The sequence below is a fragment of the Rathayibacter sp. PhB1 genome (assembly GCF_004362935.1).
In the GTDB taxonomy this organism is placed as follows: domain Bacteria; phylum Actinomycetota; class Actinomycetes; order Actinomycetales; family Microbacteriaceae; genus Rathayibacter; species Rathayibacter festucae.
The window spans coordinates 1-13,314 of record NZ_SNYD01000008.1 but is presented as its reverse complement, the minus strand read 5'-3'; the positions used below and the strand labels follow the sequence as shown (position 1 = coordinate 13,314).

The following is a 13,314-nucleotide window of genomic DNA, read 5'->3' as shown; positions in this document are numbered from 1 at the left end:
CGGGGCTCACCGCGGGCGGCCGCCCGGGCGGCGCTTAGGATGGGGCTGGTGAGCAGCACCGCCGAGCGCCCCTTCCCCGTCGGGCCCCTCCTGCTCTCGACCTTCCTGCCGACACTGCTCTTCTCGGTCGGCGAGGGCGCGATCATCCCCCTCCTCCCCGCCGTCGCCGGTGACCTCGGGGCGACGCTGGCGATCGCCGGCCTCGTCGCGGGCATGATCATGATCGGCGAGCTCGCGGGCGACATCCCGAGCGGCTGGATCGTCTCGCGGATCGGCGAGCGCGGCGCGATGCTCGGCGCCTCGGCCGCCTCGATCCTCGGCCTGGTGATCTGCCTCGTCTCCACCTCCTGGGTGACGCTGACCGTGGGCGTCTTCCTGATCGGCCTCGCGACGGCGGTCTTCGCGCTCGCCCGGCACGCCTTCATGACCTCGTTCGTGCCGATCAGCCACCGGGCGCGGGCGCTGTCCTCCCTCGCTGGGGTGTTCCGCGCGGGCTGGTTGATCGGCCCGTTCCTCGCTGCCGGGGTCGTGCACCTCAGCGGCTCGGTCGAGTCGATCTTCTGGGTGCACATCGCCTGCTGCGTGGCCGCGGTCGTCGTACTGCTGCTCGTGCCGGACCCGGCGACGGTGCTGCGCCGCGCGGCGGCCGCCTCCGCCGCCGCCGACCCCGCACTCGACGCCGCCGCCGAGGCCGAGGCCGTGCCGGAGTCCTCCCCCGGCCTGGTCCGCACCCTCCGCTCGCACCGCGGCGTGCTCGCGCGGATGGGCTCCGGCGCCGCCGTGATCGGCGCCCTGCGCGCGAGCCGGACGCTGATCCTCCCGCTCTGGGCGGTCAGCCTCGGCCTCGCCGAGACCGACACCGCGATCATCATCGGCCTCGCCGGGGCCCTCGACTTCGCCCTCTTCTACGCGGGCGGGCAGGTGATGGACCGCTTCGGCCGCGGCGCCACGGCGATCCCGTCGATGATCGGCCTGGGGGTCGGACACCTGCTGCTGGTGGCGACGCTCCTCGCCGCCGACCCGGTGCCCTGGTTCATCGCGGTGGCCTGCGTCCTCGCGGTGGCGAACGGGATCGGCTCGGGCATCCTGATGACGATCGCCGCGGATCTCGCACCGCCGAAGGATCCGGCGCCCTTCCTCGGAGCGTTCCGCTTCACCGGTGACGCGGGCAACGCCGCGGCGCCGATCGCGGTGTCCGCGCTGACCGCGGCGGTCTCGCTGCCGTTCGCTGCGGGGGCGATGGGCGTGCTCGGGCTGGCCGGTGCCGCCGCGCTCTCGCGCTGGATCCCGCGGTACCTGCCGCACCGGCGCCCGCGCGGCTGACCCGCAGCGCACCTGGCGACCACGCGGTCTCCGCGCGGGCCCCTGCTCGCGCTCCCCTCCTACACTGGAGCGCGCACGCGGGAGTGGTGAAATGGCAGACACGCAGGATTTAGGTTCCTGTGCCGAGAGGCATGTGGGTTCGAGTCCCACCTTCCGCACCAGGGGCGACCGGAGCGACCGGCGTGGCACGCCACCTTCGGGGGCCGCCCCGGCCGTCTTCCCGGTTTCGCCGGTACAGTGAGCGCGGTCGAGCCGCCGCAGACCGAGGATCGGCTGCGGCGTCGGCCGGCCGCACGGCACTGATCGACTGGAGAACCGTTGAACCACGCCGCCCTGATCCCCTGGCTGGACCCGGAGACGATCCTCACCTCCTTCGGTCCGTGGGGCGTGCTGGTCGTCTGCCTGATCGTCTTCGCCGAGACCGGCCTGCTGATCGGCTTCCTCTTCCCCGGCGACACCCTGCTGATCATCACGGGCCTGCTCGCTCACGAGAACGCCTCCAACGGCGGGCTGGGCGTCCCGATCTGGCTGATCTGCCTCGCGGTCGGCTTCTCGGCGTTCCTCGGCGGCGAGGTCGGCTACCTGATCGGGCACAAGGCCGGTCCGCGCATCTTCGAGCGCAAGGAGTCGGGCCTCTTCAGCGTCGAGAACGTCAAGCGCACCAACGCCTTCTTCGAGCGCTTCGGCGGCCTCGCCGTGATCCTCGCGCGATTCGTGCCGATCGTCCGCACCTTCGCGCCGATCGCCGCCGGTGTCGCCCACATGAACTACCGCAAGTACAGCCTGTACAACGCCATCGGCGCCCTGATCTGGGGCAGCGGCGTGACGCTGATCGGCTGGCTGCTGGCCTTCATCCCGCCCGTCGCCGACTTCGTCTCGCACTACATCGACGTCATCCTGATCGGCGCCGTGGCCCTCGCGATCATCCCGACCGCGTTCCACTTCTTCCAGCAGCGCCGCAAGGCCCGCCTCGCCGCCGACAAGGACACCGACGCGTCGGAGGCGAGCGCCCTCGTCCTCGACCCCACCGCCGTCGACGACAAGCGCCGCAAGCACTGACCGATCCCGCGAGATGCCATTTGTGCACGCTCGACACGGCGTGTCGCGTGCACAAGTGGCATCTCGCGGACGGGAGGCTGTGCCCCCGATCAGGAGAGGGTGGTCGCCAGGGTGGTCAGTTCGGCTCGGAGGGCGGTGAAGGCCCGGGCCCGGTGGCTGCGGGCGTTCTTCTCGGCGGGGGCGATCTCCGCGGCTGAGAGAGCTGAGTCCGAGGGGACGAAGACCGGGTCGTAGCCGTGGCCGTTCGTGCCGCGCGGACCGGCGGCGATGGCGCCGTCCCAGCGGCCCTCGACCACGATCTCGCGGCCGCCGGGCAGGACCGAATCGGGGACGACCAGCGCGATCGTGCAGACGAAGTGCGCGCCGCGGTGCTCCGGCTTCACGTCGGCCAGCTGCGCGAGCAGCAGCTCGTGGTTCGCGACCGCGTCGTGCGGGCGGCCCGACCAGCGGGCCGAGAAGATGCCCGGCGAGCCGCCGAGCACGTCGACGCAGAGGCCGGAGTCGTCGGCGAGCGCGACGAGGCCGGTGTGCGCCGCCGCGGCCCGCGCCTTGATCAGCGCGTTCTCGGTGAAGGAGACGCCGTCCTCGACCGGCTCCGGTCCCTCGTAGGCGCGGACGCCGACGCCCGGCAGCGCTCCGGCCAGCATCGCCCGGAACTCCTCGACCTTGCCCGCGTTGTGGGTGGCGAGGACGAGGTCGAGGCTCACGCGTCCTGCCCCGCGGCGAGCGCCTCGGTCTGGAAGCGGGCCAGGTCGGCCGCGCCGCCGACGGCGAGGTCGAGCAGCGCGTCGAGCTCCCGGCGGTCGAAGGGGGCGCCCTCGGCGGTGCCCTGCACCTCGACGAAGAGACCGCGGCCGGTGACGACGACGTTCATGTCGGTCTCCGCGCGCACGTCCTCGACGTAGGCCAGGTCGAGCATCGGGACGCCGTCGATGATGCCGACGGAGACCGCCGACAGGCTGTCGATCAGCGGCTGCGCCTTCTGGCCGACGTACTTCTTGCCGCGGGCCCACTCGATCGCGTCGACCATCGCCACGTACGCGCCGGTGATCGCCGCGGTACGGGTGCCGCCGTCGGCCTGGAGGACGTCGCAGTCGATCACGATCGTGTTCTCGCCGAGCGCCTTGGTGTCGACGACCGCGCGCAGGCTGCGGCCGATCAGCCGGGAGATCTCGTGGGTGCGCCCGCCGACCTTGCCCTTGACGGCCTCGCGGTCCATCCGGGAGTTGGTGGCGCGGGGCAGCATCGCGTACTCCGCGGTGACCCAGCCCTTGCCCTTGCCCTGCAGCCAGCGCGGGACGCCGTTGGTGAAGGAGGCGGTGCAGAGCACCTTGGTGTTCCCGTAGGAGATCAGCGCGGAGCCCTCAGCCTGGGTGCTCCAGCCGCGCTCGATGGTGATCGCGCGCAGCTCGTCGGGCGCGCGGCCGTCCTTGCGCTTGACGGTCGGCTGGGCGGCGGTTGGCTGGGCGGCGGTGCTGTCGGTCACTCGGGGCTCCCTGGAGTCGTGCGGCGCGCGGCCCGGTCGAGCTCGCGCAGGTTGATCGTGCCGGTCTCGACGAGGTCGACGCTCGAGACCTCGGGGCCGAGGAAGCGCCGGGCGAGGCGGACGAAGTCGCTCGAGCCGGTCTCCTCCCAGCGGTAGGTCGGCGGGGCGGCGGCGGTGCGCTGCAGTCCGTGCGCCACCAGCGTGCGGTAGACGTCGAGCGCGGTCTCCTCGGCGCTCGAGACCAGCCGGACGTCGGGCCCCATCACGTAGGCGATGGCGCCGCGCAGCAGCGGGTAGTGCGTGCAGCCGAGCACGAGGGTGTCGACGCCGGCCTGCTTGAGCGGCGCGAGGTACTCCTCGGCGAGCGCCAGCAGCTCATCGCTCCAGGTGATGCCGGCCTCGACGAACTCGACGAAGCGCGGGCAGGCGGCGGTGACCAGCTCGAGGTCGGGCGCGGCGACGAAGGCGTCGTCGTAGGCGCGCGAGCGGATCGTGCCGACGGTGCCGATCACGCCGACGCGGCGGTTGCGGGTGTCGCGGACGGCGCTGCGGACGGCCGGCTGGATGACCTCGATCACCGGGATGCCGCGGCCGATCGTGTAGCGCTCGCGCGCGTCCCGCATCATCGCGGCCGAGGCGGTGTTGCAGGCGATCACCAGCAGCTTCGCGCCCTGGTCGACCAGCGTGTCTAGGGTGTCCAGGGCGTAGGCGCGGACGTCGGCGAGGGGCTTGGGCCCGTAGGGCGAGTGCGCGGTGTCGCCGAGGTAGACGATCGACTCGTTCTGCAGCTGGTCGATCACGGCGCGGGCGACGGTGAGTCCGCCGACGCCGGAGTCGAAGATGCCGAGGGGTGCGTCCGTCACGGAGGAAGAGCCTACCCGCGCCCGGGGAGGGTGCCCCGTGCGGGGAACGGCGCATGGAACACTGGTCGGATGGACGCGACGGCCTTCCTCACCGACCGCTACGAGCTGACGATGGTCGAGGGCGCTCTCGGCAGCGGCACCGCCGACCGGCGCTGCATGTTCGAGGTGTTCGCGCGGAGCCTCCCGCCGGGCCGCCGCTACGGGATCCTCGCCGGCACCGGCCGCCTGCTCGAGCTGATCTCCCGCTTCCGCTTCGGCGACGCCGAGCTCGACTGGCTGCGGGAGAACCGTGTCGTCGACGCCCGCACGCTGGACTGGCTGGCCGACTACCGCTTCCAGGGCGACATGTGGGGCTACCGCGAGGGCGAGGTCTACCTCCCCGGCTCTCCCGTGCTGATCGTCGAGGCGCCCTTCGCCGAGGGCGTGCTGCTCGAGACGCTGGTGCTGAGCGTGCTCAACCACGACAGCGCCGTGGCGAGCGCCGCCGCCCGGATGGTCTCCGCCGCCGACGGCCGCCCGCTGGCCGAGATGGGCTCGCGCCGGGCCGGCGAGCGCTCGGCGGTCGCCGCCGCGCGCGCCGCGCACATCGCCGGCTTCGGGGCGACCTCGAACCTCGAGGCGGGTCGCAGCTGGGGCGTGCCGACGATGGGCACCTCCGCGCACGCGTTCACCCTGCTGCACGACTCCGAGGAGGACGCCTTCCGCGCGCAGGTCGCCGCGCTCGGGCCGGGCACGACGCTCCTCGTCGACACCTACGACGTCACCGCCGCCGTCGACCTCGCGGTCCGCGTCGCGGGCACCTCGCTCGGCGCCGTGCGGATCGACTCGGGCGATCTGCCGCAGCAGGTCGCCGCCGTCCGCGCGCAGCTGGACGGACTCGGCGCCACCGGCACCAGGATCACCGTCACCAACGATCTCGACGAGTACGGCATCGCGGCGCTGGCCGCCTCCCCCGTCGACTCCTACGGCGTGGGCACCTCGGTCGCGACCGGCTCCGGCCACCCCACCGCGGGCATGGTCTACAAGCTCGTCGCGCACGAGGACGACGCGGGCGAGTGGGTCTCGGTCGCCAAGAAGTCGGCGGCGAAGGCCTCCATCGGCGGGCGCAAGTCCGCGGGGCGGCGCCTGACCGAGGACGGCGTCGCCGTCGAGGAGGTCGTGCACGTCGGTGCCGGGCCCGAGGGCGCGGTCGGCGAGGACGAGCGCGCGCTGCTGGTGCCGCTGATCGAGGACGGCCGGATCCGCGAGGAGCACCTGGGTGCGGCGGGTGTCGTCGCCGCGCGCGAGCACCGGGCGAACGCCGTGATCGAGCTGCCGCAGGACGCGCTGCGTCTCGGCCGCGGCGAGCCGGTGATCCCGACCCGCTACGCCTGAGCGGAACGGCCGCGGAACGGGACCGGCCCGGCTCCCGAGGGGGCCGGGCCGCGCGCCCTACTTCATCCGGGCGTAGATCTCCTTGCAGGAGGGGCAGACCGGGAACTTCTCCGGGTCGCGGCCCGGCAGCCACTTCTTGCCGCAGAGAGCGCGGACGGGCTTGCCGGTCATCGCGCTCTCGAGGATCTTGTCCTTCGGGACGTAGTGGGAGAAGCGCTCGTGGTCGCCCGGCTCGATCGTCTCCTGGTTGAGGAGCTCCTCGAGTTCGCGGTCGAGGGTGGCGGTTCCTCCGCCTCCCTCGAGGGGGTCGGTGCTGCTGTTCTCGAATCGGGACGTCATGGCTCCGATCCTACGCTCGGAGCGCGGGAGCGGGCGGGGCCCGCTGAGGCTCAGTAGCGGCTGGTGAACGAGACCAGCTCGGCTGCGCGGCGGTCGAACAGGAAGCCGCCGAGCAGCACGCCCAGGGCGAAGACGCCGACCGCGCTGCCGAGGCCCGCGAGGATCGCCTGGTCCCGGTCGCCCTCGAAGAACAGGGTCTGCACCGCCAGCACGACGGCCGGTGCCGAGAGCAGCAGCCCGAGGCCGAACGCGAGCGCCTGCGAGCCGGCCCCGCTCGCTCCCGGTGCCTGCGGCTGGACGAAGGCGCTGTCGCCGGGACGCGGTGCCGGATAGGCGAGCCGCGCGGAGAGGGCGCTGGCGACCCCCGCGGGCACCAGGAGCAGCGCGGCGTTCACCGCGAGCAGGACCGGCAGCGCATCGTCGAAGCCGGAGGTGGCACTGCTGACGAGCGAGCCGAGCACGACGACCGGCAGGCCGAGCAGCAGCGTCGGGAAGGCGCGGCCGAGCCGGTCCGACCAGCCGCGCACCCCGGCGGCGGCGTGCAGCCAGAAGGCCGAGCCGTCGTAGGCGACGTCGTTGTGCAGGAACCAGCCGAGGAACAGCGCGACGAGCGGGACGGGCAGCAGCGAGAGCAGCGGGAACGGCACTCCCACCAGGGCCAGCAGCACCACGGCGAGCACCGGGAGCAGCGGCACGGCGACGAGCGACGCCTGGTAGCGGGGGTCACGGAGCCAGTAGGTCGTGCTCCGCGCGGCGATGGCACCGGTGCGGCTGCCGCCGAGGACGTCGAACCAGCCCAGGCGGAGCCCCCGCGGCGGCCGGGAGGTGCGCTCGGGGCGGACGGTCAGCGCGCGGACGACCAGCCACCAGAGCGCCCCGGCGACGACGAGGGTGAGCAGCGCGGTCATCAGCGGGCCGGCGGCCGCCCCGGAGGCCGCGCTCGGCGCGATAGCCCAGGCGGCGCCGAACGGGGTGGGCGCGAGGACGGCGGCGAGCCGCTCCAGCGCCTCGGAGCCCTCGCCGCCCCAGTCGAGTCCGGTGGTGAGCACGAGCGCGACCGGCGCGGTGAGCAGGAGGACGAGGCCGAGCACCGCGAGCAGCTCCCGCGCCGTGCGGGAGGGCACCAGCGCCGAGGAGGCGGCGAGGCCGATCCTGGCCAGCAGCGCCGCGGTCAGCACGCCGAGCAGCGGGCCGAGCACAGCCAGGAGTCCGGCGGCCGGGAAGAGCCGGATCGACGCCGCACCCAGGACGACGAGCGCGAGCACGGGGAGGGAGACGAGCCCGGCCAGCGCGAGCGCGGCCGCGAGCCGGCCGCTCGGGATGCCGAAGAGCCGGAACGCCCGCGGGTCCATCGGATCCTTCGGCCCGAGCAGGAACGGGAGCACCAGGAAGCCGAGCGTGACGACCGCTCCCCCGGCGACGACGGCGTCGTCCGCGAGCCAGGAGCCGGGGTCGAGCGTGCCGAGGCCGGCCAGGAGCGCCGCGGTCGCCACGACGACGACGAGCACTCCGAGCAGGGCGCCGCCCGTGTGCCGCGCGCCCGAGCGGAAGGCGCCGAGCAGGACGTCGAGCCTCAGCCGGAGAAGTCGTGCAGCCACTGCAGCCCCTCGGCGATCTGCTTGCCGCCCGCGAGCTCGAGGAAGCGCTCCTCGAGCGTCGCGGTGCCGGCGACCTCCTCGACGGACCCGGCGGCGAGGACCTTGCCGCCCACGATCACGGCGACGTCGTCGCAGACGCGCTCGATGAAGTCGAGGCCGTGGCTGGAGAGGACGACGGTGCCGCCGCCCGCGACGAAGCGGCGCAGGACGGTGATCACGGCCGCGGAGGAGACCGGGTCGACCGACTCGAACGGCTCGTCGAGCACCAGGACGCGGGGCGCGTGGATCATCGCGCCGGCGAGCGCGACCTTCTTGGCCATGCCCGCGGAGTAGTCGGAGATCAGGCGCTCGAGCGCGTCGGTCAGTCCGAGCGCCTCGGCGAGCTCGACCGTGCGCTGCTTGGCGGTCTTCCGGTCGATCCCCCGCAGCGCGGCGGAGTAGTAGAGGAACTGCGCGCCGGTGAGGCGGTCGAACAGGCGCAGGCGGTCGGGCAGGACGCCGATCAGGGGCTTCGCGGCGCGCGGGTCCTTCCAGACGTCGACGCCGTGCACGAGCACGCGGCCGGTGTCAGGGCGGAGGAGGCCGGTCATCATCGACAGCGTCGTGGTCTTGCCCGCGCCGTTCGGACCGATGATCCCGTAGAAGGTGCCGGCGCGGACGGCGAGGTCGATGCGGTCGACCGCGACCGTGCGCCCGAAGGTGCGGGTGAGGGCGTGCAGCTCGAAGACGACGGGGTGCTCGGGGTCGGCGGGCTGGGCGGTCTCGGGCTGCGGCGAGGGGTCGGCCGTCTGCGCGGGAGCGGCCGGATCCGCGGTCTCCGTCGCGACGGATTCTGCGGGAGTCGGCGACTCGGCGGGCGGAGCGCCGTCGCGCTCGGATTCCTCGGCGTTCGTCGCGGACGTCATCCGGCTACGGTACCAAGTCGCTCCGGACGGGGACGGGGCGCGCCGGACCCTGTGGAGAGGAGCCCGGGATCCGCCTCCCCGACACGGCTCCTGGCAACCCCTGGCCTTCGAAGGCGTGCACAGTACACTAAGTGGCGACCCAGGAAGCGATCAGGTCGCTGCACGCCGGTTAAGGATCGCTACGCGGCGGTGAACACATCGTTCCGCCGCGATCGACGCGAGGAGAACACATGACGAGCAAGCCCTTCCCGACCGCCCCCGCCGGCGGCTCCACCGGCGCGCCCGCCTCCGTCGTCATCCTCGCCGCAGGCATGGGCAGCCGGCTCGGCCGCTCCCTGCCGAAGCCGCTGACGCCGCTGAGCGACGGCCGCACGATCATGCAGCAGCAGTTCGACAACATCCACCACGCCTTCGGCACGAAGGTGCCGGTGAGCATCGTGGTCGGCTACAAGCTCGAGCACATCATCGAGGCGTTCCCCTCGGCGACGTTCGTCTACAACGAGCAGTACGACCAGACCAACACCTCGAAGAGCCTCCTCCGCGCACTGCAGGCCTCGGGCCAGGGCGGCGTGCTCTGGATGAACGGCGACGTCGTCTTCGACCCGCGCATCCTCGACCGCACCGCGGACCTCATCGCGAAGGACGTCTCCTTCGTCACCGTCAACACCGCGAAGGTGTCCGACGAGGAGGTCAAGTACACGACCAGCGCCGAGGGCTACATCGACGAGCTGTCCAAGACCGTCAAGCGCGGTCTCGGCGAGGCCGTCGGGATCAACTACGTCTCGGCCGCGGACAAGCCGGCGCTCATCCGCCAGCTGGCCCGGGTCGACGCCCAGGACTACTTCGAGCGTGGAATAGAGTTGGCGATCGAGCAGGACAGACTGCTCGTCGAGCCGATGGACATCTCCGACCTCTACGCCGTCGAGGTGGACTTCGCCGAGGATCTCGAGCGGGCGAACCTCTTCGTCTGAGGCTCGCGTCTCGTCCGGCTCGATCCGAGCCGGTCGAGAGGAGTCGCCTGCCGTGAGCAGCCCCGCACGCGTCGACGCCGGTGCGACCGCCCTGCGTCCGCACCGCTCGCGGGCCTGGCGCTATCGGCACTCGCTCTGGCTGCTGACCAAGCGCGACCTCACGGTCCGCTACGCCACCAGCGCGCTCGGCTACGTGTGGTCGGTGCTCGACCCGCTGGTGATGTCGGGCATCTACTACTTCGTCTTCACCGTGGTGTTCAAGCGCACCGTCGGCGAGGACCCGTACATCGTCTTCCTGCTCGCGGGCCTGCTGCCGTGGATGTGGTTCAACCAGGCGACGTCGGATGCGACGCGCGCCTTCCTCCGCGAGGCGAAGCTCGTGCGCTCCACGTCGATCCCGCGCACCATCTGGGTCGGCCGGATCGTGCTCTCCAAGGGCATCGAGTTCGTGGCGAGCCTGCCGGTGCTCGTGCTCTTCGCGGTCGTCGCGGGAGCGGGAGTGACGCCGGCGATCCTGCTCTTCCCGCTCGCGATCCTGCTGCAGGGCGTGCTCACGCTCGGCGTGGGCCTGCTGGTCGCCCCGCTCGTCGTGTTCTTCCGCGACCTCGAGCGCGCGATCAAGCTGGTGCTGCGCTTCCTCTTCTACGCCTCGCCGATCATCTACTCGACGGCGAACCTGCCCGACGCGATCCGGCCGTGGGCCGCGCTCAACCCGCTCAGCGGGATCTTCGCGCTCTACCGCTCGACCTTCTTCGCGAGCGAGCTCGACCTGCCGCTCATCCTCACCTCCGTGCTGATCTCGTTCCTCGTGCTCGGTCTCGGCCTGATCGTCTTCCGCCGCTCCGAGCGCGCGGTGCTGAAGGAGCTGTGAGCATGGACGCCCCCGACCGCGCTTCCGTCGGCGACTCCCCCGCCGGCCGCGCTCCCGCCGGGGACTCGCCCGTCGTGATCGAGTGCCGGGGTCTCGGGATCCGGTTCCGGCGGAACCGCCGCGGCCGTCGCTCCTTCAAGGACCTCTTCTCCCGCGGGACGCGACGCTCGCGGCCCGGTGAGTTCTGGGCCCTGCGCGGCCTCGACGTCCGGGTGCACGCGGGCGAGGCGATCGGCGTCGTCGGCCGGAACGGCCAGGGCAAGTCGACGCTGCTGAAGCTCGTCGCCGGCGTCGTGCTGCCGGACGAGGGCGTGGTCGAGGTCCGCGGCGGGGTCGCTCCGCTGATCGAGATCACCGGCGGCTTCGTGGCCGACCTCAGCGTCCGGGAGAACGTCTACCTGACCGCGGGGCTGCACGGCATGTCCAAGCGCGAGGTCGACGACCGGTTCGACTCGATCATCGAGTTCGCCGAGATCGGCGACTTCCTGGACACCCCGTACAAGCACCTCTCCAGCGGGATGAAGGTGCGGATCGCGTTCTCGGTGGTGTCGCGGCTCGAGGAGCCGATCATCCTGGTCGACGAGGTGCTCGCGGTGGGCGACAAGGCGTTCCGCGAGAAGTGCTACGCCCGGATCGAGGAGCTGCTCGCGGCCGGCCGGACGCTCTTCTTCGTCTCGCACAACGAGCGCGACCTCCGCCGCTTCTGCACCCGCGGGCTCTACCTGGACAAGGGCGCGCTGGTGCTCGACGCACCGATCGATCAGGTTCTCGCCCGGTATTCTGAGGACTACGCGCCGAAAGCGCAGCCCGCCGCGGAGTGACCGGCAGTCCGAGCCGCACGGCCCGGAGCTCGCCGTGACAGCGCGATGCGCGGGACCTCACGACGCAGGAGTGCAGACATGTCCTCGAAGAAGGACCGCAAGGACCGCGACGAGCTCGAGCAGACCGGCACCGCCGACGTCGAGAACGCGCAGCTGGCCAGGATCCTGGACCGCGTCCTCGCCGTCCAGCGGCCCGCGGTCCTCGCGAACATCCGGGCGCTTCGGCGTCGCCGGCCGAACGCGACTCCCGAGCAGCTGATCACCTCGCTCGAGCGCCAGTACCTCTCCAGCGTCGCCGCCGGTGGCGCGGCCATCGGAGCGACCGCGGTCGTCCCCGGAATCGGCACCGCCGCGTCCGTCGCGCTCTCCGGCGCCGGTGCGATCGGCTTCCTCGAGGCGAGCGCCCTCTTCGCGCAGTCGGTCACCGAGGTGCACGGCATCCGCCTCGAGGACCCGGACCGCGCCCGCGCCCTCGTGCTCACGCTGATGATGGGCTCCTCCGGCAGCGAGCTGGTGCGCCAGGTCGCCGGGCACGCGACCGGGACCAGCGCCGGGATGAACCAGTACTGGGGCTCGGTGGTGACCAAGGGGCTGCCGTCGTTCCTCGTGGGCGAGCTGGCCGACCGGGCCAAGAAGTCGTTCGCCAAGCACTTCCTCGCGCAGCAGGGCGCCGGGCTGGTCGGGCGGGCGATGCCGTTCGGGATCGGTGCCGCGCTGGGCGGCGTCGGCAACGCGATGCTCGGCCGCAAGGTCGTGCAGAGCGCGCGGGACGCGTTCGGTCCGGCCCCGCGCGAGTTCGGGAACGTCTTCGTGCTCCCGCCGACGAAGGCGGAGCGGAAGGCGCTCGCGGCCGGTGCCGAGCCGCTCGAGCTGCACGTCCGCGACTACGGCGGCTCCGGCGAGAAGATCGCCCTGCTGCTGCACGGCCTCGGCACGGACTCGCGGGTCTGGTACGCCCTGGTGCCGACGCTGCACGAGCACGGCTACCGCGTCGTCGCGCCCGACCTCGCCGGGCACGGCGGCTCGCCGAAATCGCCCGCCTACTCCGTCGGCCACTGGGCGGAGGACGTGCGCGCCTCGGTGCTGCAGTCGCCCGACCTGGTGATCGGGCACGGCCTCGGCGCCGTCGTCGCCGCGCGGCTCGCCCCGGAGTACCGCGCCGAGCGGCTGATCCTGCTCGACCCCGCCTTCTCCGACGCGAAGGGGCTGACCAGCGCCCTGCGCCGCGCCGGCTCGATCGCGCACGTCGAGAAGGGCGACGCCGACGACTTGCGCCACCGCCACCCGATCTGGACCGACGAGCAGATCGAGCTCGACGTCTCGGCCCACGCGCTCTGGGACCCGGAGTCCGCCTCCGGCCTGACGACGCGCGGCGCGGCCGACGCCCCGGACGCCTTCCCGGTGCCGACGCTGGCCGTGCTGCCGGAGGACCCGCTGGGCCACTCCTCGCTCGGTGATGTGCTCGCCGACCACGGCGCGGAGGTCCGCACGATCCCCGGCGCGGGCGCCTCGATCCTCCGCGAGGACCGCGCGGCCCTCATCGCGGCGCTCGCCGACCGCCTCTAGCCCCGGCCGCTGCGGAATCGAATCGCCAGGGCGATCCGGTTCCCCGGGGGCGGTTTCATACGGTTGTTGCAACGGAGGGGTGGTTGCATGCCGGGTCGTCGGTTGGATGCGGGTGAGCGGGGTCAGATCGCGGTGTTG

General features: G+C 72.8%; 13 protein-coding genes and 1 tRNA gene. 8 read left to right on the top strand and 6 right to left on the bottom strand.

Features of this window, described 5'->3' with window-relative positions:
- Positions 1-48: 48 nt before the first annotated feature.
- The 3 genes from EDF17_RS17350 to EDF17_RS17340 all read left to right on the top strand — a co-directional run bounded on the left by EDF17_RS17350 (position 49) and on the right by EDF17_RS17340 (position 2,382).
- Positions 49-1,323 (top strand): MFS transporter, encoded by a 1,275-nt coding sequence (locus EDF17_RS17350; protein WP_243732952.1) that lies wholly within the window; start codon positions 49-51, stop codon positions 1,321-1,323.
- Positions 1,324-1,400: 77 nt separating this feature from the next.
- Positions 1,401-1,484: transfer RNA gene (locus EDF17_RS17345), tRNA-Leu, on the top strand.
- A gap of 157 nt (positions 1,485-1,641) precedes the next feature.
- On the top strand, positions 1,642-2,382 hold the full coding sequence (locus tag EDF17_RS17340; RefSeq protein WP_123448003.1) for a VTT domain-containing protein: 741 nt from the start codon (positions 1,642-1,644) through the stop codon (positions 2,380-2,382).
- A gap of 89 nt (positions 2,383-2,471) precedes the next feature.
- Here the strand turns inward: EDF17_RS17340 and rdgB are convergent, their stop codons facing one another.
- Genes rdgB through murI form a run of 3 tightly spaced genes read right to left on the bottom strand, consistent with a single transcriptional unit; the run spans position 2,472 to position 4,731 of the window.
- Positions 2,472-3,089: an RdgB/HAM1 family non-canonical purine NTP pyrophosphatase gene (gene rdgB, locus EDF17_RS17335; protein WP_123448004.1), complete on the bottom strand. Its 618-nt coding sequence runs from the start codon at positions 3,087-3,089 to the stop codon at positions 2,472-2,474.
- Complete coding sequence (gene rph, locus EDF17_RS17330) at positions 3,086-3,868, bottom strand: ribonuclease PH (protein ID WP_123448005.1); 783 nt, start codon at positions 3,866-3,868, stop codon at positions 3,086-3,088. The genes rdgB and rph overlap by 4 nt, the downstream gene beginning before the upstream one ends.
- Complete coding sequence (gene murI / locus EDF17_RS17325) at positions 3,865-4,731, bottom strand: glutamate racemase (RefSeq protein ID WP_123448006.1); 867 nt, start codon at positions 4,729-4,731, stop codon at positions 3,865-3,867. The genes rph and murI overlap by 4 nt, the downstream gene beginning before the upstream one ends.
- Before the next feature lie 69 nt (positions 4,732-4,800).
- On the opposite strand from murI, the gene EDF17_RS17320 reads away from it, so the two are divergent.
- Positions 4,801-6,105, top strand: coding sequence for a nicotinate phosphoribosyltransferase (locus EDF17_RS17320; protein WP_123448007.1), 1,305 nt, complete (start codon positions 4,801-4,803; stop codon positions 6,103-6,105).
- Between the two features lie 57 nt (positions 6,106-6,162).
- On the opposite strand, the gene EDF17_RS17315 is transcribed toward EDF17_RS17320, so the two are convergent.
- Genes EDF17_RS17315 through EDF17_RS17305 form a run of 3 tightly spaced genes read right to left on the bottom strand, consistent with a single transcriptional unit; the run spans position 6,163 to position 8,947 of the window.
- Entirely contained in the window at positions 6,163-6,444 is a 282-nt protein-coding gene (locus EDF17_RS17315; protein ID WP_123448008.1) for a DUF3039 domain-containing protein, read from the bottom strand.
- A 50-nt stretch (positions 6,445-6,494) separates the two neighbouring features.
- On the bottom strand, positions 6,495-8,042 hold the full coding sequence (locus EDF17_RS17310) for an ABC transporter permease (RefSeq protein ID WP_123448009.1): 1,548 nt from the start codon (positions 8,040-8,042) through the stop codon (positions 6,495-6,497).
- Positions 8,018-8,947, bottom strand: coding sequence for an ABC transporter ATP-binding protein (locus EDF17_RS17305; protein WP_123448010.1), 930 nt, complete (start codon positions 8,945-8,947; stop codon positions 8,018-8,020). The genes EDF17_RS17310 and EDF17_RS17305 overlap by 25 nt, the downstream gene beginning before the upstream one ends.
- Before the next feature lie 230 nt (positions 8,948-9,177).
- Here EDF17_RS17305 and EDF17_RS17300 point away from each other — a divergent pair, with 230 nt between their 5' ends.
- The 4 genes from EDF17_RS17300 (at position 9,178) to EDF17_RS17285 (ending at position 13,176) form a co-directional block, all read left to right on the top strand.
- Positions 9,178-9,918 carry a phosphocholine cytidylyltransferase family protein gene (locus tag EDF17_RS17300; protein WP_123448011.1) on the top strand — a complete coding sequence of 247 codons (741 nt, stop codon included), beginning with the start codon at positions 9,178-9,180 and terminating at the stop codon, positions 9,916-9,918.
- A 91-nt stretch (positions 9,919-10,009) separates the two neighbouring features.
- Positions 10,010-10,789 carry an ABC transporter permease gene (locus EDF17_RS17295; protein WP_123448025.1) on the top strand — a complete coding sequence of 260 codons (780 nt, stop codon included), beginning with the start codon at positions 10,010-10,012 and terminating at the stop codon, positions 10,787-10,789.
- A 2-nt stretch (positions 10,790-10,791) separates the two neighbouring features.
- Positions 10,792-11,610, top strand: a complete 819-nt coding sequence (locus EDF17_RS17290; protein ID WP_123448012.1) for an ABC transporter ATP-binding protein — start codon at positions 10,792-10,794, stop codon at positions 11,608-11,610.
- A 78-nt stretch (positions 11,611-11,688) separates the two neighbouring features.
- Positions 11,689-13,176 carry an alpha/beta hydrolase gene (locus EDF17_RS17285; RefSeq protein WP_123448013.1) on the top strand — a complete coding sequence of 496 codons (1,488 nt, stop codon included), beginning with the start codon at positions 11,689-11,691 and terminating at the stop codon, positions 13,174-13,176.
- Positions 13,177-13,314 lie beyond the last annotated feature (138 nt).